The 23,483-nt window shown below is 40.3% G+C and carries 27 protein-coding genes; 14 read left to right on the top strand and 13 right to left on the bottom strand.

Translation table 11 applies throughout. From position 1 onward, the window contains the following. Window positions 1–56 precede the first annotated feature (56 nt). From RQ359_RS02255 to RQ359_RS02245, 3 genes are read right to left on the bottom strand one after another with little or no spacing between them, the layout of a single operon-like run. Window positions 57–314, bottom strand: a complete 258-nt coding sequence (locus RQ359_RS02255; protein ID WP_240899951.1) for a tRNA pseudouridine synthase A — start codon at window positions 312–314, stop codon at window positions 57–59. A gap of 1 nt (window position 315) precedes the next feature. Beyond that, window positions 316–606 (bottom strand): 50S ribosomal protein L14e, encoded by a 291-nt coding sequence (locus RQ359_RS02250; RefSeq protein ID WP_054838087.1) that lies wholly within the window; start codon window positions 604–606, stop codon window positions 316–318. A gap of 51 nt (window positions 607–657) precedes the next feature. Continuing rightward, the gene (locus tag RQ359_RS02245) at window positions 658–3,402 is read right to left on the bottom strand and encodes a DEAD/DEAH box helicase (protein WP_156016173.1); all 2,745 of its coding nucleotides are present in this window, start codon (window positions 3,400–3,402) and stop codon (window positions 658–660) included. A 175-nt stretch (window positions 3,403–3,577) separates the two neighbouring features. On the opposite strand from RQ359_RS02245, the gene RQ359_RS02240 reads away from it, so the two are divergent. The 3 genes from RQ359_RS02240 to RQ359_RS02230 are packed head-to-tail and all read left to right on the top strand — an operon-like array spanning window position 3,578 to window position 6,359. Continuing rightward, window positions 3,578–5,233, top strand: coding sequence for an ATP-binding protein (locus tag RQ359_RS02240; RefSeq protein ID WP_156016174.1), 1,656 nt, complete (start codon window positions 3,578–3,580; stop codon window positions 5,231–5,233). A gap of 11 nt (window positions 5,234–5,244) precedes the next feature. Beyond that, complete coding sequence (locus RQ359_RS02235; RefSeq protein WP_156016175.1) at window positions 5,245–5,610, top strand: RNA polymerase subunit Rpo13; 366 nt, start codon at window positions 5,245–5,247, stop codon at window positions 5,608–5,610. Further along, window positions 5,607–6,359, top strand: coding sequence for a beta clamp domain-containing protein (locus RQ359_RS02230; RefSeq protein ID WP_054838091.1), 753 nt, complete (start codon window positions 5,607–5,609; stop codon window positions 6,357–6,359). The genes RQ359_RS02235 and RQ359_RS02230 overlap by 4 nt, the downstream gene beginning before the upstream one ends. On the opposite strand, the gene RQ359_RS02225 is transcribed toward RQ359_RS02230, so the two are convergent. Genes RQ359_RS02225 through RQ359_RS02200 form a run of 6 tightly spaced genes read right to left on the bottom strand, consistent with a single transcriptional unit; the run spans window position 6,331 to window position 10,226 of the window. Then, a complete protein-coding gene (locus RQ359_RS02225) occupies window positions 6,331–7,443 on the bottom strand; it encodes an amidohydrolase family protein (RefSeq protein ID WP_054838092.1) in 1,113 nt (370 codons plus the stop codon). The genes RQ359_RS02230 and RQ359_RS02225 overlap by 29 nt on opposite strands. Then, window positions 7,422–8,117, bottom strand: a complete 696-nt coding sequence (locus RQ359_RS02220) for a GTP cyclohydrolase IIa (protein ID WP_156016176.1) — start codon at window positions 8,115–8,117, stop codon at window positions 7,422–7,424. Before RQ359_RS02220 ends, RQ359_RS02225 begins: the two co-directional genes overlap by 22 nt. Then, window positions 8,114–8,575 carry a 6,7-dimethyl-8-ribityllumazine synthase gene (gene ribH / locus RQ359_RS02215; protein WP_156016177.1) on the bottom strand — a complete coding sequence of 154 codons (462 nt, stop codon included), beginning with the start codon at window positions 8,573–8,575 and terminating at the stop codon, window positions 8,114–8,116. Before ribH ends, RQ359_RS02220 begins: the two co-directional genes overlap by 4 nt. Then, window positions 8,556–9,020, bottom strand: coding sequence for a riboflavin synthase (ribC, locus tag RQ359_RS02210; RefSeq protein ID WP_156016178.1), 465 nt, complete (start codon window positions 9,018–9,020; stop codon window positions 8,556–8,558). Before ribC ends, ribH begins: the two co-directional genes overlap by 20 nt. After that, window positions 9,013–9,675, bottom strand: coding sequence for a 3,4-dihydroxy-2-butanone-4-phosphate synthase (locus tag RQ359_RS02205; protein WP_156016179.1), 663 nt, complete (start codon window positions 9,673–9,675; stop codon window positions 9,013–9,015). The genes ribC and RQ359_RS02205 overlap by 8 nt, the downstream gene beginning before the upstream one ends. A 35-nt stretch (window positions 9,676–9,710) precedes the next feature. Continuing rightward, window positions 9,711–10,226 carry a hypothetical protein gene (locus tag RQ359_RS02200; RefSeq protein WP_156016180.1) on the bottom strand — a complete coding sequence of 172 codons (516 nt, stop codon included), beginning with the start codon at window positions 10,224–10,226 and terminating at the stop codon, window positions 9,711–9,713. A gap of 37 nt (window positions 10,227–10,263) precedes the next feature. On the opposite strand from RQ359_RS02200, the gene RQ359_RS02195 reads away from it, so the two are divergent. Next, window positions 10,264–11,040 carry a DUF2208 domain-containing protein gene (locus RQ359_RS02195; protein ID WP_156016181.1) on the top strand — a complete coding sequence of 259 codons (777 nt, stop codon included), beginning with the start codon at window positions 10,264–10,266 and terminating at the stop codon, window positions 11,038–11,040. On the opposite strand, the gene RQ359_RS02190 is transcribed toward RQ359_RS02195, so the two are convergent. Continuing rightward, complete coding sequence (locus RQ359_RS02190; protein ID WP_156016182.1) at window positions 11,006–12,310, bottom strand: cobyrinate a,c-diamide synthase; 1,305 nt, start codon at window positions 12,308–12,310, stop codon at window positions 11,006–11,008. The genes RQ359_RS02195 and RQ359_RS02190 overlap by 35 nt on opposite strands. 47 nt (window positions 12,311–12,357) lie before the next feature. Here RQ359_RS02190 and pcn point away from each other — a divergent pair, with 47 nt between their 5' ends. The 4 genes from pcn to RQ359_RS02170 are packed head-to-tail and all read left to right on the top strand — an operon-like array spanning window position 12,358 to window position 15,566. Beyond that, entirely contained in the window at window positions 12,358–13,104 is a 747-nt protein-coding gene (gene pcn, locus RQ359_RS02185; RefSeq protein WP_054838096.1) for a proliferating cell nuclear antigen (pcna), read from the top strand. Next, window positions 13,104–14,069 carry a uroporphyrinogen decarboxylase/cobalamine-independent methonine synthase family protein gene (locus RQ359_RS02180; protein ID WP_156016183.1) on the top strand — a complete coding sequence of 322 codons (966 nt, stop codon included), beginning with the start codon at window positions 13,104–13,106 and terminating at the stop codon, window positions 14,067–14,069. The genes pcn and RQ359_RS02180 overlap by 1 nt, the downstream gene beginning before the upstream one ends. After that, window positions 14,065–15,096, top strand: coding sequence for a methionine synthase (locus RQ359_RS02175; RefSeq protein WP_338117015.1), 1,032 nt, complete (start codon window positions 14,065–14,067; stop codon window positions 15,094–15,096). Before RQ359_RS02180 ends, RQ359_RS02175 begins: the two co-directional genes overlap by 5 nt. Before the next feature lie 5 nt (window positions 15,097–15,101). Continuing rightward, on the top strand, window positions 15,102–15,566 hold the full coding sequence (locus RQ359_RS02170) for a 30S ribosomal protein S15 (protein ID WP_156016184.1): 465 nt from the start codon (window positions 15,102–15,104) through the stop codon (window positions 15,564–15,566). A gap of 125 nt (window positions 15,567–15,691) precedes the next feature. Here RQ359_RS02170 and RQ359_RS02165 read toward each other — a convergent pair whose 3' ends face one another. After that, entirely contained in the window at window positions 15,692–16,078 is a 387-nt protein-coding gene (locus RQ359_RS02165) for a CbiX/SirB N-terminal domain-containing protein (protein ID WP_054838178.1), read from the bottom strand. 73 nt (window positions 16,079–16,151) lie between these two features. Here RQ359_RS02165 and RQ359_RS02160 point away from each other — a divergent pair, with 73 nt between their 5' ends. Genes RQ359_RS02160 through RQ359_RS02135 form a run of 6 tightly spaced genes read left to right on the top strand, consistent with a single transcriptional unit; the run spans window position 16,152 to window position 19,717 of the window. After that, the gene (locus tag RQ359_RS02160) at window positions 16,152–16,790 is read left to right on the top strand and encodes a 30S ribosomal protein S6e (protein ID WP_054838100.1); all 639 of its coding nucleotides are present in this window, start codon (window positions 16,152–16,154) and stop codon (window positions 16,788–16,790) included. A gap of 4 nt (window positions 16,791–16,794) precedes the next feature. Then, a complete protein-coding gene (locus RQ359_RS02155) occupies window positions 16,795–18,042 on the top strand; it encodes a translation initiation factor IF-2 subunit gamma (protein ID WP_054838101.1) in 1,248 nt (415 codons plus the stop codon). Then, window positions 18,021–18,455: a type II toxin-antitoxin system VapC family toxin gene (locus tag RQ359_RS02150; RefSeq protein ID WP_054838102.1), complete on the top strand. Its 435-nt coding sequence runs from the start codon at window positions 18,021–18,023 to the stop codon at window positions 18,453–18,455. The genes RQ359_RS02155 and RQ359_RS02150 overlap by 22 nt, the downstream gene beginning before the upstream one ends. Window positions 18,456–18,458: 3 nt before the next feature. Continuing rightward, the gene (locus RQ359_RS02145; RefSeq protein WP_054838103.1) at window positions 18,459–18,995 is read left to right on the top strand and encodes a DNA-directed RNA polymerase; all 537 of its coding nucleotides are present in this window, start codon (window positions 18,459–18,461) and stop codon (window positions 18,993–18,995) included. A 6-nt stretch (window positions 18,996–19,001) separates the two neighbouring features. Next, the gene (spt4, locus tag RQ359_RS02140) at window positions 19,002–19,199 is read left to right on the top strand and encodes a transcription elongation factor subunit Spt4 (RefSeq protein WP_054838104.1); all 198 of its coding nucleotides are present in this window, start codon (window positions 19,002–19,004) and stop codon (window positions 19,197–19,199) included. Beyond that, the gene (locus RQ359_RS02135; RefSeq protein WP_156016185.1) at window positions 19,172–19,717 is read left to right on the top strand and encodes a GTP-dependent dephospho-CoA kinase family protein; all 546 of its coding nucleotides are present in this window, start codon (window positions 19,172–19,174) and stop codon (window positions 19,715–19,717) included. Before spt4 ends, RQ359_RS02135 begins: the two co-directional genes overlap by 28 nt. A gap of 227 nt (window positions 19,718–19,944) precedes the next feature. Here the strand turns inward: RQ359_RS02135 and RQ359_RS02130 are convergent, their stop codons facing one another. Further along, window positions 19,945–21,192, bottom strand: coding sequence for a 2,3-bisphosphoglycerate-independent phosphoglycerate mutase (locus RQ359_RS02130; protein WP_054838106.1), 1,248 nt, complete (start codon window positions 21,190–21,192; stop codon window positions 19,945–19,947). Between the two features lie 2 nt (window positions 21,193–21,194). Further along, on the bottom strand, window positions 21,195–23,447 hold the full coding sequence (locus RQ359_RS02125) for a CDC48 family AAA ATPase (protein WP_240899953.1): 2,253 nt from the start codon (window positions 23,445–23,447) through the stop codon (window positions 21,195–21,197). Between the last annotated feature and the right edge of the window lie 36 nt (window positions 23,448–23,483).

Raw genomic sequence — 23,483 nt, 5'->3', positions numbered from 1 at the left:
TGGCATTATCTAATCCTACGGGTAAGACCCCGGTAACTTTGGGATAACCCCGCCATTTACAGCAGCTCTAGGGTCCCGCCGTGTCCTACCCTGTTTAGGGAAAGCCTCTGCTTTATCCAGAAGGCTACCTCGTGGCTAGTAGGACCAGGAGGTTTATCCACATTAATTATTCCGTTTCTAATTAACGAGTTAATTTCCCTTTTATCTGGATAAGAACCATGAGACTCATCTATCTCAGGTTCCGTCTTGAACGTCCAGGGATTATCATATGAACAAAAAGAATCAATTGACTGGATGAAGTCGTAAAGCTTCATCCTAAATCACAGTCATCTTTGGCTTCACGACTTCCTTCTGGAAGTCAAGGAGGGAAGCCTGCTGAAGCGCGTTCTTTACTTCCTCATCTGTTGCACCCTTGTTTACTTCTATTTTCTTATCGGTTGGATCTATGTGAAGTATGTTGGTCCTCTTCCTCTTTACTCCGTTCACGTCTTTAGGACCGGTCACCAGAACGAAATTCTCATCTATTATATCAACTATTACGACTTTCTTTCCTGCGTCTTTACCCCTAGTTTTAACGCAAATTCTACCTACTTCTATGACCGCCATGATTTGATCTACCCATCTCTTCTGAAAAATAGGTAATTTTAAACTTACTGCCTACTGCCAAAACTTCCTGTTTTTCAAGAATCTCCTTTCCTCCTCTAAAAGGGCTGTATAGAACTGCTCTTCGCCTTCGCCTAGCTTGATTAGAGCTCTGCCTATATTAGAAGGACCTACTCCCGGCGTAGCTAGGGCTATCAGAGCGTTCCTGCCATAGGAGGAAAAGAAAGAAGCAACTTTCTTCACATTTTCCAATAATTTCTTCTCATTTTTGTCCAAATTATAACCCTTTAGAGCCTTCCTCACAGCCTTGATTGAATCCGTTTCAGACGTTTCTGAGGCTCCTATGAATACAGATCCACACTTAGGGCACTTTGAAGGAGAATACTTAACTTTCACCTTATCGCTCCAGCCGCATACTAGGCATACTAAATTAAACTCTTTCTCCAATAATCTTTCCTTCATCACCCCCATTATGAAGGGTGAGTTGTCCTCCCAAGATTGAAACGCCATAAGTCTGTTAAGGAATTGGGATGCAAGAGGAGAAGGAGATGGTACCTCAACAATTTCCCAGTTCAAAGTTTTCAATATAGAAATCGCTTGTTCGTCATAGTTCTTGACCAAAAGTTCTCTAACCGCCTCCCTACCCACTAAGGTGTCAGCATATGCCTTAAGTATTGTGCTTGATACATCGACGTCAGATTTAGGATCAATCACTCCGAACCTCTTGACTTCCACTAACAACTTCCATCTAAACTGAGGACTGTCCCTTATACCTCTTTCAAGTATTCCTAAAAGTTGTTCATAGGACAAGGACAGCATCTCGTCTTTTACCTTTCTTACATCCTCGGAGAATATTGGAACCATGGATGACAAAGCTACGTGGTAGGAATCCGCCCTGAAGGAGGATCTGGCCATCTTTATACCATTTAATAGCACTGAAAATAATGCACCTAAAGTGTTGTTTCCCCTATTACCTAGAGGAGAATGCAATATAATTAAATCGTGATTAATAATTTCTACTAAGACGGTGTCCCTTTTGACTTCAGGGTATCCTCTTTCCTTGTATTCCCGTATAAGTGCTTTACTCTCTTGAGGTAGAACTACGTCGTCTTTAATGTTACCTTTGAACATTTCGTTTATCCTGTCGTACACCCACATCGCAGTTTCCCTCTCCACCGGTATGGATTCACCGAACCAGCTAGGCAGAACCCCTTTCTTTAACTGCCCCCTTTCCACCAACACCTTATCCTGCTCTATAGTAACGACCTTCCAGAGTCTGCCTCCAAGGATAAATAAACTGTCGTCCTCAAGAGTGGATACAAAATCTTCATTAAGTGTACCCAGCTTCGTGCCAGTTAGTGAATCAATTACAGAAAAGCTCCTAATTGAGTCAGGAATCATGTTAGTTCCATAATAATATCTCCAAATTCTCCAAGATACACCTAACTTTCCGTCATCTTTCCTCTTAATAATCCTTGCACCTTGAAGAAGTTCTATTACTTCCTCAAGCTCTTCCCTCTTCATGTCCTTGAAGTATAGCGATCCTCTTAGAACCTTCTCTATCTCATTTACGTTATCATATCCTTCTAATACCATACCAGCAATCTGATGAGCCATCACGTCTAAAGGTGTATACTCAACCAGAGGTTTCTCCACATAACCTTGTTTGGCTAACCTTACTATAGCGTTACATTCCAACACATCATAAAGATCATTTCCAGGCATTACTATGCCCTTGGATATGCCTGATAAGTGATGGTTGCTTCTGCCTATCCTTTGAATTAACCTTAGGCTCTCCCTTGGAGACATGTATTGCACAACCAGCTTCACAGAACCTATGTCTATTCCAAGCTCTAAGCTAGACGTTGCTATTACAGCGTCAACGTTAGAGTTTCTAAAGTCCTTCTCCACAGTTACCCTTAATTCCCTAGATAGAGAACCGTGATGTGCAACTACTTTCATTTGAAAAACATTAGACATGGAATTTGCTAGGAACTCCGTCATTTCCCTTGTGTTAGTAAATACAAGGAGCGGTTTGTTTTCAGTTGCTATTTCCTTAAGTTTCCTAATCCTTGATGCAACCTCAGGTGATATTGAGTGAGACTTAGCTATCTTAAGATCTTCCTCAGTAACTTCTGGAATCTCTATTGTCACATCCATGTTTTTAGTGAGATCTACCTTAGCTACCTTGACATTGCCTGAAACGTTAAGATACTTCCTTGCCATATCCACGTCTCCGACTGTCGCTGATATTCCTATTAATTGCAACCTCCTTCCTACAAGCCTCTTAAGTCGCTCTAGCGTGACCGATAGATCTACACCCCTCTTCTCGTCAAGCATTTCCTGAAGCTCGTCTATAATTATCCACCTCAAATTCCTCATGAGTTCCCTCATCTTCTTATTGATCAGAAAATACTGAGCCGACTCCGGTGTCGTTATCAGAAGGTCTGGTGGATCATTGATTATATCCTTCCTTTGTTTCTCTGTGGTATCTCCGTGTTTCACTCCCACCTTAATTCCTAAAGCGGAGCCTATTCTCTTGAGTCTATCCTCTACATCGCGATTTAGTGAACGCAAAGGTGTTATATAAAGACATGAAACTTTCATGGGACGATTAAGGTAAATTGAGTAAAAGACTGGCAAAACTGCTGCTTCCGTCTTACCGAAGCCCGTAGGTGCAGTGATTAGAACGTCATTTCCTTTTTCCACTAAAGGAATTGCAATCTTTTGAATAGGAGTTAGTTCGCTGTATCCTATTGACTTTATCCTTGATATGAAGTCTTGTGCCTCACTCAACATTACTTAAAGAAACCATAAACTAAGATATTAACTTCCTGACTCCAAGTTTAAGGGAAGAACTAATCATATAAGGAAAATACTTTTTTGTGATAAAAAAGAGACGTCTTGCTAAGCTTGATCTTGATTTAATACGATGATAAGTTTTTTATTAAGGTTTCATTATTAACTCATAAAAATGTTGGAAGAGAGACACGTAGTGTTTGTTGCAATCCTAATTTCTGAATCTATCGCACTTACTGCGATCCCAGACTTCTTTCGCGGAGTGCAAGGAATAACTTCTTACTTCTTTTTCTTTTTCGTAGTTCTATTCCTTGACGCATTCTCTTCAGTGATAGTCTTCTACTCTCCATTAACATCGCTCATATATTTCTTGGGAGTTTATTCCTCATTTTCAATTATAGGAATAAATCTAATAGACCCCATAGACTTGAGCGTCTACCTATTTGGATTTTCTTCTGCTTCATTTATCCTATTTATTTCAAGGAGAAACTTTTCAGACTTTCTAATAAACATGTTATCTAAGCATAACGTATCTAAACCTACTAAAGGAAATTTGTTAATTCTTCTTTTTCTTACAATAATTGGATATTTGGTCTTCTTTTTATTGGGCTTTCCGTTTCTAGCCTTTGGCTGCGTAGCGGATTTCTTAGCTATGGTCTTCTCTCAGAAAAGAATATATCCCCTGATTTTCATGAGTTGGCTATCTCTTCCTTTGGCTCTATTCTCCATAACATCCACTAGCGGATCCGGAATTAATATAGGTAAAGTGACAAAAGTGCTATTAAAATCGTCTACTAGTTTTAGATTTAGGGGAAATTCATATACTTGGATTAAGGCAAATCAGGAGTTCAAAGTTAACTTAAAGGAAAGCAAAAACTATAATTCAGTAATAGTTGGCTCAAGCGGTTCCGGTAAATCTTTCCTAGTTAAATGGATCATAAGACAACTTAACGTTTCGTTTACAATATTCGACCTTCATGGCGAGTACCCTAGTGAAGGGGCAAAGAAAATAGATATGTCAAAGGTATCAGTTAATCCATTGTCCTTAAACAACACGTCCCCAAAGAAGAGATCTTTAGAAGTAGCTTACATGATCAAATCGATCTTCAATTTGGGTAATCTTCAGACTATTGACATGTTTAACCTTATTTCTGAAACTTACTTCGAAAGCGGTATTGAAGAGGAAGATCCTAGAACTTGGAACCAGAAACCGCCAACGTTTAGGGACGTGTTACTCTATTTAGAAAGGAAAAAGAAATTGTCCACGTCCACTCAAGACATTAACAGACTGTCCTCCCTTGAACCGTATCTGCTTTTTCTCTCAACTGAGGTATTCTCCAGGGACAGCGTAAACCTAGAAGAAATATTTGAGGGAAACTTCGTGCTAGACTTCTCTAGCGTTTCAGCCAACGAAATAAAGTATATAATGATAGAGACAATACTGAGGAATTTAAGGGACTATATGCTTAGAAGAGGACAATCCGACTTTTGGAAAGTTTTTGTGCTAGACGAAGCTCCATTCGTCCTATCAAAGGAAACTGGAAGGGACATTGTAGAGAGGATATTCGCAGAGGGAAGAAAGTTCGGAATTGGTATGATAGTTGTTTCCCAGTCCGTTGAATATGTAAAAAAATTGATGAATAACTCAGCGTCTTTCTTCATTTTCCAGCTATCTGAACCCAATGAGGTTGACTATATAGTAAGGTTTTTAGCCGGAGATTCGGAAGCTTATACGTTAATACATGATACAGCTTTATCTCTCCAGACAGGAGAGTTTTTAACGAGAAGTAACAGAGGAGATATCTTTTTAGTCAGAATAGATGTTGAGTAATCTAGATTATTATGTCAGAGGGAGAGGTTGACGAAAAAAGGGACATGCATGAGGACGATGAAACTGAACACGAAATAGAACGTGAGGACGATGATCTTCCATTTCTTTCAATTCAAGATATTGAAATTCTCATGAGAAATACTGAAATATGGGATAAGCTGTTACAGGGGAAAATAAACATAGACGAGGCTAGGAGAGAGTTTGAAGTGAACGGTAGGGTTTTCGACGGAATAGAGGATAGAAAGAAAGCTAAGAAACAAGCATCAAGAAAGAAGGCAACTAGGAAGAGAGCTACCAAAAAGGCCAAGAATGAGGAAAGCGAGGAGGAAGCTAAAGAAGTCGAACCTAAGGAAGACCATGAGGTAGAAGAGGGGTGACATTCTCCTTCGTTTATCCCAGCGCAAAGGATTTCAGCAGTTTTGTCTCTGCGCTATCAAAGGTAACTGACAACTTTGTGTTGAACATAACTGAAGAAGGAGTAAATGGCAGATATGTAGAACCAGATACTAAATCAATGATGATAATACTAGATATTCCTAAAACGTATTTCTCATTATTTGAAGTAGAAAAACCACTATCTGTTGAGTTAAACCTAAGCTCCTTGAAGAAAGTTCTCCTCAAAGCTAAAAGTAAGACAGCTACGGTAGAGGTAGCTGAAACGGATTCTGGAATAAGAATAACTGTAAGGGATCAAAAAGTAGGTACTAAGAGCAACATCTATTTAGCCTCCAATAAAGGGGACGTCAATCTTGGAGCCGAGCCGAAAGTGGAACATACTGTCAAGTTCTCTCTTGAATCTAAAGTCGTAGAAAGAATTGCAGGAGATTCGTCAGTCATAGGCGAGGAAGTAACGGTAAAAGGAGAAGGAGAGGAAGTGATGTTTTATACTTCTGAGGAGGGGAAGGAATACACTGCAATCCTTAGGAAGGACAAGCCCCTCAAATACCTAGAAGTGAATGATATTGCTGAATCCAAGTTTAGGATAGAGTTAATAAAGGAAGGAATAGACGTAGTATCCCAATTCTCAGATGTTGAAGTTAACATAGGCTCTAACATACCTATGAAATTAAGAAGCGAAGCTGACGCAGGAGGACAATTCACGGTTTGGATAGCTCCTGTAGTTTAACAATATAATCTCCTCCTCTTTTTAAAATTGCAATATATTTATTTTTTGCTCTTTTTATAGCCGAGTTTTCTACGTCAATTAAATTTAGCATCCATAAAGGAGTACCTTCCTTTACGGTATTCTTTATTCCAAAGAAGTCTGAAGGTTTGGTAGTTGCTCCCATCAAAATTTCCCTTGAGTAATCCGAACCAGGCTTCCTAATTCTAGATATTAGCAAGGCTAGCTCTAAGTCCCTCCATAGATTTGGGCTAATCCAAGCTGCATTATCGCTACCCAAGAAGAGATCTACTTCGGATTCTATGATAGAATCAACCTTTGGGATCCCAACCGAGAACCACATGTTGCTTCTTGGGCATATCACCAATGGAATTTTGCTCTCGGCTAATACCCTCAGTTCGTCATCTCCAAGCCAAGATCCATGAACTATAAATGAAGGTGAATATAAGTTCAAGAATTCCTCTAAATTGTATTTTAACCAATGTGATAAAGTCTCGGCGAAATGAGAAGCTCTCAACTGGAAGTAATTCCTAATTGACGAGTAATTGTACTTTACCGAAGGACTAGGAAGACCGTATCCGTCAGCAATGTCCTTCAGTTTCTTCAACGACACGTCTGAGAACTCGTCCTCCTCTAGCCTGCCAAGAATTATGTAGTTAAGTTTGGAACTTTTCTCTTTTACTTCCTTAGCATTCATGCTTCCCTTAATTCCCTGCTCCCTGAAGTCTACTACGGTTTTAACTCCTATATCGTAGGACAAAGAAAGGAACATCTCTATTGACTTCTTTAAGTCGTATTGAGTGGAGTTTATGACACTATATTTGAAGCTTTCTGGATCTCCCACGGCTTCCCTTATATTGAGATTATACCCGTCTTCCAAAATGAGGAAATCCCCTGAATGAACGTGAGAATTAACAAGGGAGGGCATAAGAAGTCCCCTCAAATGCTTAGCATTACCTACATAACCGTTTCCAACGTGAGTGATTATGCCTTCCTCTACTTCAATGTTAAGTTGCTCTCTCCAATCTAGCTCGGTACCTACTAATGAAAAGTCAACGTTGAGGGTTAAACGTCTACTAATTTCCATCTGGAATCCCTGCTTTCCCTAATCCTAGTTAAAGCTTCGGTAGACCTAGCTACCGCACAACGAGGATTGTTACAGATTCCTATGCCCATTTTCAATCCTTCTGGTATTTCACTCAACAAGTTCTTGATCTGATTTTCTCCTAAAAACATCATAAAGTTGTCACCTCCTAGGTATTGTAACAGACCTCCCATTGAGTATACCCTCCTTTGTAACTCTATCATAACATCCATGCTTCTCTTGAATGAGGTGTATATTGACGTGGACTCCGTAAATTCCGTGAAGGAATCAACGTCAGCATGGACTGCAACGACTTTAGAGTCTGGATAATCTTCAAGCCATATTTCTTGAGGGGAAAGTTCATTAACGCAGCGTGACGCATTTTCCTCAGCTTCCCTCAATGTATCTCCAAAGGAAAGACAACCCTTTAATGGAACTGGAGAGTACTTCTTCAGTTTGTTAAAGAGGAAAGATAATCCCTTGTTACTAACGCCGTCGGATATTATAATTAAGTTATCGAACCTAGTAACTAGCGGGAAAGCCCATATTCTAGAAGAAAGAAGATTAACAAAAAATGACAGTTTAGCTTGTGTTTTCTGAATTTTCCACTCCCTATCATAACCTAAAGTCTCGGTCCACTCTCTGTAATGGTGTAAACGTATTGCAAATACTTTCACTCAATTAACACCGTCTCCTGGGATTCCTTCATAGTCTCCAATTTTTTGTACCTTAATGCAAGCTTTACTGCAGATTCCACTGCCCTATTTGCATACTCCTCGATCCTTTCCACTGCTTGTTCATGGGTAGCCCCTGGTCCTATGACCCCTAACGTAACGGGCTTGCCGTATTGCAGAGAAAGATCAGCAATTAACCTAGCTATTTGGGCTCCTATTACTTCGTCATGTTTAGTCTCTCCCCTGATTACTGCTCCAAGGGTTACCACGGCATCGACGTCCCTCTCTAATAGCTTCTTAACTGCCAATGGCATATCGTAACTGCCAGGGACCTTGAATACTATCTTCACTTGTGCACCAAGGAACTTAGCGTGGGATATGGCCTTCTGTAGCATTAAGTATGTTATGTCGTAGTTAAAGTCAGCTACTACTATTCCTAACTTAACTGAGTTCTCCTGCATTTCTATACCCCTGTCTCAATCCCTTACCAGCATATCCCCTTAATGAGCTTTCCCCGTCCCTAACTAACCTTACTAAGTTGATTGCATGCTTAGTTGCTCTGTCCTCTGCTATCCTCACCAAGTCATCTGGATGCTCAGCTTCATCCTCATGAACTGTGACGTCTATAACGTGCTTGGAAGTGAGAATCTGAACCATGATTAGTCCTATGCTTGTAGAGAGGTAACTATACTTATCCAATTGCGTCCTTCCTACCCATCCTAGAGTAATAACCCCATCGCTTCCCCAGTCTATCAGCTTCTTAGCTGCAACTGGTAGGTCTTTTATCCCAGGAACGGTATACCTTTTTATTTCACAGTCATTGTCTTCCTTCTTTATAGTTCTCTCAGCTATATCTCCCATGTTTACTCTGGAAAAAGTCGTATCTACAACTCCGTATTTACGCAACCTTTAGCACCTCCAATATATCCTTCCCAGTAATCAGAGGAATGTCGTTGTTCTTAGCGTAAATTTCGGCTTTCTGCCGCTTCATGCTGTATCTTTCATCTAGCATTTCTGCTATTACAACGCTTTTCTTTAACCCTAGAAATTCCATTAAGGAGGACGTAAGTTCAGTGTGTCCTCTACGCTTGTTTAATCCCCTGGATAAAAGAACTGGGACATGACCGGGAGCCATGAATTCATTGAAGAACTTTTCCTTAGCTTCCTTCTCGTCTATCTGTAGCATCTCTATTGTTTTATGTAATTCGAGTATGGTCTTAGCTCTGTCCTCGTCTGATATTCCCGTTCTGGTGCTCATATGGTTTACCCACATGGCGAAGGCAGGCTCATCACCGTAAACTGGTCTCTTCACTAGTCTAGAATACTTCTGATAATTCCTCAGTTCGTCCGTTATGAGGTTCAATCCAAGCTTTTGTCCTTCTTCTTTTCCTGTGACGTAGCAAATGAGTCCTCCAGCATCCTTCCTCAAGGTATAAATGCTCTTCCACGAAACGCTGCCCCCATAAAAAACCATGTCTATTTCCTCCTCCCTTCCGTCGAAATCATATACCATTATGGGAAGTCCAGACAAGAGACGTTTTGCTAAATATTCTTTGTCCATCAAAATAGTCCATACGTAAAAATATAAAAGAGTGTTTACTTACGCTTATTAACATAAGTTAATAAAACATAAACAATTAAAGGAATTATGAATAACAATACTAAATATTCTGGGTTAAACCTTGAACCTTGATGAGATGAAGCTGTAGTAGTGTTGTATAGTTTTTGAAGAAATGATGTAACGTTAGCTTTAGGAGGATAAGTTCTGATCAACACGGTGCCGTTTCCGTTCTTGAAAAATACGTGAATCAAAAGGGTTTCTCCCTGAGGTGGTATTGCGTAAAACTCTATGAGCAACAAGCTTCCGTTAACCGATATGCCCGAAGTCAAGTTGTCGTTTATTCTCGTTATTGTAGAATTGAAGGTTAGTCTTATTCCATTTACCGATACAGATGAATTAAACGAAATTGGATTCCTTGAATTATCAGTGAAGCAGGCGCTAACATTGTAATTGGCCACGTTTAGTTGATTACATTGCAATGCAAGTGTGTCATCTACAAGCAATGAAACAGAAAACATCAACGTCAGTACTAAGTATAAGACGATTTTCACAAAGTATATTTAATGGCTCAGGTTATAGTTTATACTGATGTCATTAGGTTACGGTAACCCATACAGCAACTGGAGATACATTCTGTTATCTCAATTTTCCATCCTATTCATCTCTGCTTTGCTCAGCGTATTCCCACCTCAGTACTACATTTACGGGTATGTAATCTATCTTGTTGTGGTAATGTCGATAACTTTCTTCATATCATTCAGAAGCAATCCTCTACTAAAGGAACGTAAATACATGGGGGAAATTATGAAATCTAGAACGATATTCGAGGAAAAGGATGCTAAGGAAATTATGGAAAAGGACGAGGAATATATTAAGAAATACAAGGAAAGCCTAAAGAGGAACGGATACTTTATGCTTTATTTCGTTGTATACCTAGCAATAATTCTAGTTATATACGACGATGTTCTTGGAATATATAGGAAAATGTTCGCTGCAAACCACCTTGAACTATTCCTGGTTTTCTTCGTTACATTAGATGCAATTACCCTCATCAACATCTTCTTGTCTAGAAAGGTAATGAAAGGTGCAACGTCACAAACAATGGCACCTACAAAGTACAGAGTCACTGAGAGAGGTATAATATCTAATGATGCCACTGGAGTCTTCCTACACGCCAGACACTTGCCCAACTCTGAGGTTACTGAGAACAGGGAGAAACGTTACGTAGAGATAAAGTCAAACACCATCAAGTTACCCTATGACATAAGGCTTTATACAAAAGACATAGATAGATTGTTGGACGCTATAGAGAGAGTTAAAAAGATAGAGATCAAAAGACAACAGTCTTCTTCTTCCCAGAATTGAGAAAGTGAAAGTGGGAATAGGTTCCTAAACTGTTCTTGACTAATGCTCCATCTTTTCCATTTAATATTCCCTTCCCTATGACATTCGTGAAGACGAATTCTTTCTCATTAACACGAACGGGTGAAGAAACGTGAAATTCGTGTCCATTCATGATTTCTCCTTCCTTAATTTTACCTACACTTCTTGTGGCCTTAAGAGTAGTGTATCCTATAGTCAGCTTATCCTTTACCTTTATATCTATATCATATATTCCTACCATAGAATATTTTCTCTCTCCTATTAAATTTTCTGAGAGATACATTAAGCCGCCACACTCAGCTAATATTGGTATATCCCTATCTGAGGAGCGTTTAAGCCATTTCTTCGTCACGGAGTTAGACTCAAGGACTTCAAGGTGTAACTCCGGGTAACCCCCTCCAAGATATATTGCGTCTGCATTAGTTACTTCCTCGTTCTCAAGAGGGCTGAAGAAAACAAGGTTATAGCTGCCCTTAAGTAGATCTAAGTTTTCTTTATAATAGAAGGAAAATCCCTCGTCGAATGCTATCGCCATGATCTTCTTTTTTGTCTCTAGATCAATCTCATCATAATTGAAATCTATAGTGGAAGTCCTAGTTATCTCCAAAAGCTTGTCTAAATCCACGTTGTTTTCAACTACTTTAGATATTTTCTCTATAATCTGCTCCACTTTGTGGTTGTCCTCTACTGTAAGCAAACCCAAGTGTCTGCTGTTAACCTCCAGCTCTTTGTTAAAGGGTATTCTTCCTAATACCTCCACTCCATCAGGTATGGACTCCTTGCAGTAACCGTAGTGAGTGTCTGAACCAACCTTGTTAAAGATAACTCCTCTTACATCCACGTTTTCATATTCCTTTAAACCCTTCACTATGGCTCCTATTGTGGAGCTTGTATTGCTGCAATTCATGACCAATATTACTGGAGTACTTGTAACTTTAGATAGCTGAGCTGAACTGAAGCTCGTATGAACTCCATCGTATAAACCCATTACTCCTTCTATCACGGCGACGTCGTAACCCATAGAGTACTTAGACAAAGATTTGAGAACTCCATTTTCACCCATCATCCATAAATCCAAATTTATTGCTGGAGTTTTGGAAGCCTTAGTCAGATATCCCGGGTCTATGAAGTCCGGTCCGGCCTTGAAAGGTCTAACCTTAAACTTCCTCGATAATGCCCTCAATATTCCAGACGTAATCAGAGTTTTCCCTGATCCGCTCCTGTCAGAGGATATAAGAAACCTAGAAAACATCTTTCAACCTTAAAATTGTAGATCTAGATTAGTATATAGAGATTATCATGTTTAAGGTGCTTTACGCAAAAGCCTCAAACTTTAGAGCCATTTTGGACGTGCTCAGCCACATGGTTGATGAGGCGGTGTTTAAGTTCGATAGTAACGGAATGAGCTTAATAGCAATAGATAAGGCACATATATCTCTTGCCACAATAGAGATTCCGAAGGAAGCATTTAAGGAATATGAGGTAGACGAGGAATTCAGCTTCGGTTTCAACACACTTTACTTGTTGAAACTATTCAAGGGAATTTCTGGCAGTGATGAGTTAGAAATTAGCTCAGAATCTTCTGAAAACGTGAAAGTTTTAATATATGGCGAGACTCCAAGGGAATACGATATCAGAAACTTGTCAATTACTCAACCTACAATACCTAAGGTAAACATGGAATTGTCTGTGAAGGCTAGGCTATCTTCCAAGGGATTTAAATCCGCCGTCGATCAGATATCTAGCGTTTCCGATACTATTGTGATTTCAGCGAACGAAAAGTCCCTAATCATGAGCACACCAAAGGAAAACAAGGAAGCTCAAGTTGAGGTAGTTTTCGATGAATCGGAAGGGCTTCAGGAACTTGAAGTCAAATCTAACGCAGAAAGCTCGTATTCCTCCGATTACTTGGGTTATATAATGAGCTTAACCAAGATTTCTGGGAGTACTACCTTAAGTTTCGATGAAAAGAAACCAGTCAAGGTAGACTTCGAGAGCCAAGAAGGGGGGAAAGTTACTTATTTGCTTGCCCCTAAAGTAAGCTAATGCGTATCGCTAGATCGATAATCGGGAGCTACCCAAAAAATCCAAAATTGGCTAAAATTCAAAGTAAATATCTCTTGGGTAAGGTTGACAAAGAGAGATACGAAAAGGAACTGAAGACATGGACTTCAAAGGTATTTTCTTTAGCTAAGGAAATTAATGCTGAATATACAACCGATGGACTTCTCAGATGGGATGACGTTGTTGACGTCACCTTCAGCTTCCTGAGAGGAGCGTCAAAGGGTCCACTCATAAGATTCTATGACAATAACTTCTACTACAGAAAGCCTATAATTGAATCAAAGATTTCAAAGGACGACGAGAAACTGTTGGAAGCTATGAGCTTCTCCAGACAAGTGAAACAGGAGACCGGTTGCAGCTCTAAACTGAAGGCCGCGTTTTTAGGTCCGTTTTCTTACTACAGGCTGAGCGAGGATAAGCATTACAAGAGTCCAGAGAATCTAATGGAGAATTACGCTAACGTTGTAGCTGAGGTTATAGATGACCTAAAGGGCGTTGTGGATGCTGTAGAAATCCATGAACCTTCTATATTTGAAAAAAAGATAAAGGGAGAGTTAGTTACAAAGTTACCTGAAATATACTCGCCTATTTCGTCAACTAAAATGGAGAAGCACCTGATATCATACTTTGAAATGAATCATTTGGAAAGAATAACGGACTTTCTTACAATAAAGGCTGATTACCATGGAATAGACCTTTCAGAAAACTTAACTAAGGTAGCCAAGATATATCCCCACTTGAATGGCGTTAGACTAATAGCAGGCGTACTAAACACTAGGAATACCAAGATGGAAAAGGTAAGCTCTATTAATAAGGTTGTAAATAATCTTGCAAAACACGGTGCAAAGGAAGTGATCTTAAGTAATTCCTCCTTAATGGACTTTATACCTGAAATTATAGCAATTAAAAAGATTAAATTATTAAACAAGGTGGGTGATAACAATTAAGAATTATCCAGAAGTTCCAATACTACCAACTACCGTAATTGGAAGCTATCCTAGGCCTAAATGGCTTAAGGAGACTATTCAGTTAGCTAAGATGGGAAAAATTTCCAAAGCGGACTTAGAAGAAGCATTCAACGATGCTGTCGTAGACGTAATGAGGGATCATCAGTTAGCTGGGATAGACATACCTACGGACGGTGAAATGAGAAGAGACGAAATGGTAGAATTCTTCGCTGAGAATTTGAAGGGATTTACCTTCTACGGCTTCGTTAGAGTTTGGGGCGATGCTTATTATAGGAAACCTTCTGTAGTGAGTAAAATTGAATATAAGAAGCCCATGCTGGAGAACGAGGTTAGATTTGCCCAATCAGTTTCATATACTAGCAACTTAAAGGTTACAATTACTGGACCTTACACAATAGCTGATTGGTCATTCAATGAGTATTACAAAACCAAGGAAGATCTAGTGTTTGACTTAGCTAAGATAATAAATCAAGAATTGAGGAACCTAGTTAAGATGGGAATTCCATTCGTTCAAGTAGACGAGCCAGCTCTTCCAACACATGAGGAAGAGATACCTTGGGCTGTGCAGGCTATAAACGAGGCGATTAAGGGAATAGACGTAAAGGTAGGTTTACACATATGTTACGGAGATTATGCTAAGGTCATGCCGTTTGCAGAAGAAATGAAGGTTGATCAGTTAGCACTTGAGTTTAAAAACAGAGATTTCAAGGACTTGAACCTTCTGAAGAAGTTTGGATATACTAAGGAAATAGGCTTGGGAGTTGTCGACGTTCATTCCAGTGAAGTTGAGAGCCCTGAGGAAGTGGCTAAGGGAATAAAGAAAGCGTTGCAGGTGCTTGAACCTGAAAAGATATACGTTAATCCAGACTGTGGACTCAAGAGACTATCCAGGAGAGTTGCATATCAAAAATTAGTTTCTGTAGTGGAGGGTACTAAAATGGTAAGGGAAGAACTTAAAAAGAAAGGATTATCTACTATCCAGTTGAAGCCAATTGTCAATAGGTGAAGACGATGAATAAGAGGAGAGCTAGAGGTAAATCTCATTCAATTAGACCCGCAAGAGCAGGATCCCCTAAGTGGGTTAAGTTTACCAGAGAGGAAGTTGAAGTTCTAGTCGAAGAATTAGCCAAAAAAGGATATCCTCCTTCCATGATTGGACTTGTACTCAGGGACCAGTACGGAGTACCGTTAGTTAAGCAGATAACAAGAAAGAAGGTCAATCAGATATTAGAGGAGAGAGGAGTGGCACCTAAGATTCCGGAGGATCTATTCAACCTGATAAAGAAGGCTGTAAACGTAAGGAGGCATCTTAACGAGTATCCAAAGGATAAGAAGGCTAAGAGAGGTCTGGAGGAAGTTGAGTCTAAAATAAGGAGGCTTAGCAGCTATTACGTAGGCGTTGCGAAGCTACCTAAGGACTGGCGTTACGATCCTGCCAAGGCAGAGTTACTCATAGCCTCCGCAGAAGCCTCATGAAAAATATAACAGTAGAAACAAGTTTTTCTCTTTCTCATATGGGCTAAACTTATACACTTTTCTTCTTTTAATGTTACACTTTTTGTGCTTCGCAAAATAAGGGAGACACGCTACTACATAAAATTTCAATTTGGTTTAGAGGTTTCAATTACACCTTCAACTCTCTCCTTAAGAATCTCCGCTACTCTTTCATCTAATCCAATAGGCTGTGCTATCTTTACGTTTATCTTTTTTCCCAATACTGTATTATTTTCTCCTTCTATTCCTAAAAGTCTAGGTATATCCTTAAGGAAATGGGTACCCGTAGCGAAGAGTAAGGGAACTACAACTACCTCTTCTGCCCCTTTAGCAACTAGAGACTCTAATGCAGATCTAAGGTCAGGCGTATCGAACTCTAAAAAGCCATATTCGACTAGAGGAAAGTTCTCTCTAAGCATCGACGCATATCCTACTGCCATTTCTTTCCATTGGGGGATCTTACTCCCATGTAATACAAGAAGAACACCTAACAAGGCTATCATTGTATTCCTTTGAGTACGATTTTATATACTTGAATTAAGATAAGCTCATGAAGGTGGATGTATATTGCCAGACTTTAAACTCGTCATTTCTGATCCTAGCTCGACTTCTTCAAAGGTAGAGAACGTTAAGGTCAAGGTATCAGATAAAGTTCAAGCTCAGAGCGGAGAAAAAGAAGGTAAGAATTTGCCTATTGCAAAAATGAACGAGAAAATCAAGCAATCATTGAACGCTGATATGTTCGTAACTTTAGAGATAATCAAGCAAGAGGGAGACAAACTGTCTAAGATAAAGACACACTTCAGAATTGAGGTAGATTCGATGGTTCCTGACAACGAGATATGGATAAGCCAAGAGGCGTCCGAAAAGTATGGGGCTTCCGAGTTTGAAGCCAAAGCCTACAGAACTAAGGCTTTCCAGTTAACTATAGATCAGAATAAGTCCTCCTTAATTGGGCGTAAGATAGGTGACGTAGTGGAGTTGGGAACATTAGGAGTTCCACTTAAGTTGAAGATAACTGGTGGTTCTGATAACTCAGGTTTCCCGATGAGACCTGATGTTGGAGGAGGAGTTAAGAAAAGGTTACTAATAAGCGGACCTCCAGGGTATCATCCAGAGGAGGACGGCGAAAGGCGTAGAAAGACCGTTCGAGGTAACATGGTAGTTCAGGAATTAGTCCAAGTAAATGCAATAATTTTAAGGTGATGATTTGTCCTGGCCAACAGTACAACCCGAAGTAAACATAGGAGTTGTAGGACATGTAGATCACGGTAAAACTACTCTAGTCCAAGCAATAACTGGAACTTGGACCTCTAAGCACTCAGAAGAGCTAAAACGAGGAATGACGATAAAGTTAGGTTACGCGGAGGCCAGCATAGGATTATGCGAAACTTGTAGAAAGCCGGAAGGATACGTCACCGAGCCTTCATGTAATCAGTGTGGATCGGACGAGAAACCTAAGTTTCTGAGAAGAATATCGCTGATAGACGCTCCTGGACACGAAGTTCTTATGGCTACCATGTTGTCAGGAGCAGCGTTGATGGATGGAGCTATTCTGGTTGTTGCAGCAAATGAGCCTTTCCCTCAACCTCAGACTAGGGAGCACTTTACGGCTCTGGGTATAATAGGAATAAAGAACGTAGTGATTGTACAGAATAAGGTAGACGTAGTTTCGAAGGAAGAGGCCTTAGCACAATACAAATCAATCAAGGAATTCATTAAGGGAACTTGGGCTGAGGGATCGCCAATAGTTCCAGTAAGTGCTCTGCATAAGATTAATGTTGATGCGTTGATAGAAACAATGGAGAAACATATTAAGACTCCAGAAAGGGATCCGTCTAAGAGTCCGGTTCTGCTAATTATAAGGAGCTTCGACATAAACAAACCTGGTACATCTTACTTGGACTTAAAGGGAGGAGTGGTTGGAGGTACAATCATACAAGGAAGTTTCAAGGTAGGACAAGAGATAAAGATAGTCCCAGGAGTGAGGTTTGAAAAACAAGGAAAGGCTTACTTTGAACCATTATATACAAAAGTCTCCTCATTGAGGTTCGGAGACAACGAATTTGATGAAGCAAAGCCTGGAGGACTGGTAGCTATGGGGACTTATTTAGATCCTTCCTTAACAAAGGCGGATGGTCTTCTGGGAAACATAGTCGTACCTGCAGATGCAAAGGTAAGCGTTCTAGACAAGCTAACAATAGAGTATCAATTATTGGAGAGAGTTGTTGGAACCAAGGATTTGACTAAGGTTGATTCGATCAAGGCTAGAGAGACCTTAATGCTTTCAATAGGATCCGCTACTACCATAGGTGTAGTGAAAGCTTCAAAGGCAAATTCCATAGAGGTAGAGCTGAGGAGGCCCGTAGCTATATGGGATAACAACGTAAGAGCGGTAATCAGCAAACAAATCGGAGGTAGGTGGAGGCTAATAGGATGGGGGATAGTGAAATCGTAAACAAAGAAAAGGAAGGAGTTGTCCTGGATACTAACATTTTGCTCTACATCTATGAGGGTTTTGATCCACTTCTTTCTATTGTTGAAAGATTTGATTATAAGCCGGATTTTTACATACATAAAGCAGTCATAAATGAACTTATGACAATAAGAGGGAGAGAAAAGGGTTTCGCTAAAGCGGCCAGAGTTAACGTTGCTCTACAGTACCTCGATAAGTTCTCCAATAGCTGGAAGCTTATAGATATGGAATGCAGAAAGAGAGTCGACGAGTGTCTTCTTGACACGGCTAAAGAAATGAAATTGATTTTAATGACCAACGATAGCAGATTGAAGGAAAAGGCTCTCAGAAGTGGCATTAAAGTACTCTACATTCAGGGAAAGGGTAAAATTATAAAATCCTTAGTTCCATTGTAAGCTATGTATAAACTTATAAAGGCAAGGGGAATAGTCAGAATTCCTCCAGAGTCCTTTGGAAAGCCCTTAGAGGAAGTAGCGTTGGAAAACCTGAAGCAGGAATATCAGGAGAAGTTATCTCCAGAGTTCGGCTTAGTGCTGGCAATATTGAACGCTAAGGTAAGCGAGGAAGGGCAAATAATTTACGGAGACGGAGCCACATATCATGAAGTTGAATTCGAAATGTTATCCTACGTTCCCATGCTTCAAGAGGTGGCCGAGGGAGAGGTACAGCAAGTAGATCCTTACGGAGTTTACGTTAATTTAGGTCCAATGGACGGACTTCTACACATATCTCAAATAACGGATGAGGGAATGAAGTTCGACAAGAACAGAGGAATAATATATGCTGAAAAGACAAAGAAAATTGTTCAAAAGGGAGACTTGATGAGGGTTAGAATTGCAACTATAGCTACGTCAGCAGGAAGGTTACCTAAGATCGGATTAACCGCCAGACAGCCGGCCTTAGGAAAAGTGGAATGGATAACTAAGGAAAAGTGATGAGGATTGGCGAAAAGGGAGTTTAAGGCTTGTAAGAATTGCAAGGCTTTAACGACGCCAGATATTGCAAAATGCCCAGTCTGTGATGGACAGTACTTCACTGATGAATGGGAAGGAATGGTGATTATAATCGATTTGGAATCTGATATCGCTAAGCTAATGGGTGTACAGAAACCTTGGAAATATGCAATAAGCCTGAAGTAGACGTATGTCTAGTGCCTACCCCTCAAGCCAGAGTTGAGCTTTCTAGACCTTATGGAATGTTGATAGTAGACAAGGATTGTGTAGTAAACGTAACTAAAGGAAGAAGAATAATAACTGTAGGTGACTATGTAACTAAAATATTTGAGGACAGAAACGTAAAACCATTTTTAAGTATAATAGATGGAAAAACCATGAGAAACAAGTCAATGGAAGATGAACAAAAGGGAGATGAAGTAATAGAAAATGAAGCTGGAATTCTTAGATTATCCTCCATGGAAGTTGTAAAGAGAAAAATCGACGGGAAAGGCGGAAGACTATTTGTAAAGGGAGAAGAAGACATGCTAGCTATAGCATGTATACTGTTTGCAAACGAAGGTGACGCTGTGGTTTACGGTCAACCTAGAGCAGGATCTGTAGTAGTCATAGTTGATGGAATGATTAAGTGGAGAGTTAAAGACATCCTCTCAAAGTTTGAGAGAAAAGAGTGTCAGACCTGCGCGGGGTCTTCATCAATCTGACCTTTCGAGCCTCATCACGAACAGTATATTATGATAATACTTTCCAAGTTTTTATTTTCTCTTTAGTCTAATCCTTCTTCAGCTTTTCTGTATTTTTAATTAAAAATAACAAAAATGAGCTAAATCTATTCTATCTAGAGTAATAATGCACAACCAATAAGAACAAGGGAGAGGAGAATAAGAAGAAAAACGTTTATTCAGTCATTATCTTGTCTAGGTTATACATATCAGGCTCCGTACTTTTCTGCTCTCTGAGAGTAATTAAGTAGCAAGTTTAAGATATCCAGACCTCTAATCTTTAGTGAACCCTTCTTCGCGTCAATTTCGTTGAAGTCTTCCACGCTATCGTAAGATATCGGATAAGGTACATGAATGAAGATTGGCACTGGATCCCCTGCATGCTCCTTCTTCTCAACTGGTGTTGAGTGATCTCCTGTCAACGCTATTATCATATCGTCACCTACAGCGTCTAATATTTTACCTATTACGTAGTCTATTTTCTCTATCGCCTTAACTTTTTCTTGAATCTTCCCATCATGGGACGCTGCATCAGTAGCTTTAATGTGAAGGAAAACCAAATCATAATCATCGGATTTTAAGAAGTCTATTGCCGTATTAGCCTTAGAATCATAATCTGTATCTATCCCTCCCGTAGCCCCGGGTGGAGTAACTACGTTCATTCCAAGTTCCTTGCATATACCTTTAATTAGAGCAGTTGCTGCAACAGTGGCGCCCCTTAAACCCGCATAATCACTTAACTTTGGTAGCTTAACGTAACTGGCGGCTCCCCTAACTAACACTATATTAGCTGGAAGCTCTCCTTTCTTTACTCTTTCCTTGTTAATTTCGGATTCATTTAGTACCTTGTACATGGCTTCAGTGAGTTTGTTCAGCACTGAAGACGTTCTCTTGGCTTCATGGGAACCATCAATAGGCTCACTCTCCTTTACTCTCTTGCCTACTTCATGTGGGTCTGTATCTCCAACTTTATCGCTCAATGAATCTCCAGATAGCACAACAGCTACCCTATGTTCTGTACCTTTGTAGAAGGACACCTTGACGTCATCTATTGTCCCTATCTTCTGGTTTAATTCGTCAACTAAGGCTTGACCTTCGTCCAGTTTCCTTCCAGCCCTCCTATCCTTAACTATCATGTTGTTATCCACTGTAGCGAAGTTGCCCCTGAAGGCTACATCTCCGTGTTTTAGTTGTGCCCCTGCACCTAATGCTTCAAATGCTCCCCTACCTCTGTAGTACTTGTATGGGTCTAATCCAAATATTGCCAAATGAGAAGTGTCGCTCCCTGGAATTACGCCAGGAGAAATTGGATCCATCAGTCCTACAATGGAAGTCTTCAACAGTTTATCTATGTTGGGTTTTCTGGCATATTGAAGGGGAGTCATTCCTCCTAACGACGTGACCGGTCTATCTCCTAACCCATCTCCTATGACTAGAAGTATCTTATATTTCCTCATTTTTATATCACGCTTTGTTTCAACTGCTTTGACATGGTTTCGTATCTCTGTATGTCAGCTTTTGTTAAGCTTGGTGTGACTATCTTCATTCCTTCCTCCAAATCTTGGGTCGTAACTTTCACGTCTACGTTGTTCATGCATTCGTTCACTACCTTATTCTTACATTCTTCCTCCTTGCATTCGCTGTTTGCCTTTTCTACGCATCCTGAATATACGTTCCTTAGCTTGAGCATTACCGTTTCTCTAACTAGAGCCTCTATGTCAGCTCCGGTGTATCCTTCTAACTTCTTCGCTATCTCCTCCAAGTTCAGATCTGGGCTCGTTGGAACCGACTTAAGGTGTACCTTAAGTATGTCAATCCTTGCTTTGAGGTCTGGTGGTGGGACGTAAATTATCCTGTCGAATCTTCCAGGTCTAAGTAAAGCTGGATCCAATAAAGTAGCTCTGTTAGTTGCTCCTATAACTATTACTCTGTTTAGAGCCTCTATTCCGTCCATTTCTGAGAGAAGTTGATTCACTATTCTATCTGTTACTCCAGAGTCTCCATGTATTCTTTCCCTAGACGGAGCTATTGCATCTATTTCATCGAAGAAGACTACACAAGGTGCAGTTTGTCTCGCTCTCTTGAATACTTCTCTTATTGCCTTTTCGCTCTCTCCTACCCACTTAGAGAGAACTTCAGGACCTCTTACGGCTATGAAGTTTGCGTTGCTCTCAGTAGCTACTGCCTTAGCAAGCATGGTCTTTCCAGTACCAGGAGGACCGAACAAGAGAACTCCTTTAGGCGGTCTTATTCCGGTTTTCTCGAACAGCTGAGGGAACCTCATTGGCCACTCCACAGCTTCTCTCAACTGCTGTTTGACGTTATCTAAACCTCCTATGTCTGACCAGTGAACTGTTGGAACTTCAACATAAACTTCCCTGAGGAGTGTAGGCTGAACCGACTTCATGGCTTCCATAAAGTCGTTCATGGTAACCTTCAGCTCTTTTAATACATCTGCAGGTATTTGAGGAGTGTCAAAGTTAATCTTCTTTTCCTGCATGAATCTCCTCAAAGCTGCAATCGCAGCTTCCTTAGAAAGAGCTGCCAGATCTGCACCTGTATAGCCGTTAGTTAACTCGGCTATCTTATCTAAGTCAACCTTGTCTGGTCCTTCGTCTACTAGAGGCATATTCCTTGTGTGAACCTGAAGTATATCCTTCCTTCCTTTAGTGTCAGGCGGCCTAATTTCGATTTCCCTGTCAAATCTGCCAGGCCTTCTTAAGGCTTGATCCACCGCGTCGGGTCTGTTAGTAGCTCCGATTATAACAATTTTACCTCTACCCTTTATACCGTCCATTAAAGTGAGTAGCTGCGCTACTACCCTCTTTTCTACTTCTCCTGTAGATTCCTCCCTCTTGGGTGCTATTGCATCTATTTCGTCTATGAACACTATTGACGGAGCGTTTTTCTCAGCTTCATCGAATATTTCTCTAAGTCTTTGCTCGCTTTCGCCGTAGAACTTGCTCATGATCTCTGGTCCATTTATTGAAGTAAAATACGCACCTATCTCATTTGCCAATGCCCTAGCAAGCAGGGTCTTTCCAACGCCTGGAGGTCCATACAAGAGAACTCCCTTTGGTGGCTCTATACCGAGGTGCTGAAACACCTCTGGGTGCTTCATCGGTAATTCAACTATTTCTCTAATCTTGGACTTTACGTCTTCTAGGTCACCTATATCCTCCCATGTTACCTTTGGGAAGCTTGCCTGCTCCTTTACAGGTTCTTCCCTTATCTCTATCGCAGTGTTACTAGTGACATATACGCTGTTGGAAGGCGTTGTATTAATTACAACTAAATCGAGAGACCCCGTATATATGGGAATTGGTATTGTTTCGCCCTTCGAAAGTGGCTTATCTGTAAGCAACTCTTTTACATAATTAACGAAGGATTGATCGAATCTAATTGGCTGAGTTGGTGCAAGTACTACCTTATTGGCTGGAGACACACTAGCTTTCTTAACAGTGACTTCATCTCCTATGGAAACACCTATAGCCTTTCTAACGTAACCGTCTATCTTAATCTCGGAGTCAGACACGTCATAGGTAGGCATGGCCTGGACTATGGAGGAACCTGAAGGACCGACAACCTCCACATAATCTCCAGAATCTACGCCCAACTTATTCATGATGTTAAATGTAAGTCTACCTATCTTCTTCCCTACATCTCTCTGTCTAGCCTCAGATACTCTTAACCTTATACCGTTGGACGACATGTATGTAAATAGCAGAACCATTTAAATAAGTCTTTT

The sequence above is a fragment of the Sulfuracidifex metallicus DSM 6482 = JCM 9184 genome (assembly GCA_032834875.1).
GTDB classification, from domain to species: domain Archaea; phylum Thermoproteota; class Thermoprotei_A; order Sulfolobales; family Sulfolobaceae; genus Sulfuracidifex; species Sulfuracidifex metallicus.
Note: the sequence above shows the minus strand (reverse complement) of the source record. Positions and strands in the feature narration are given on the sequence as shown.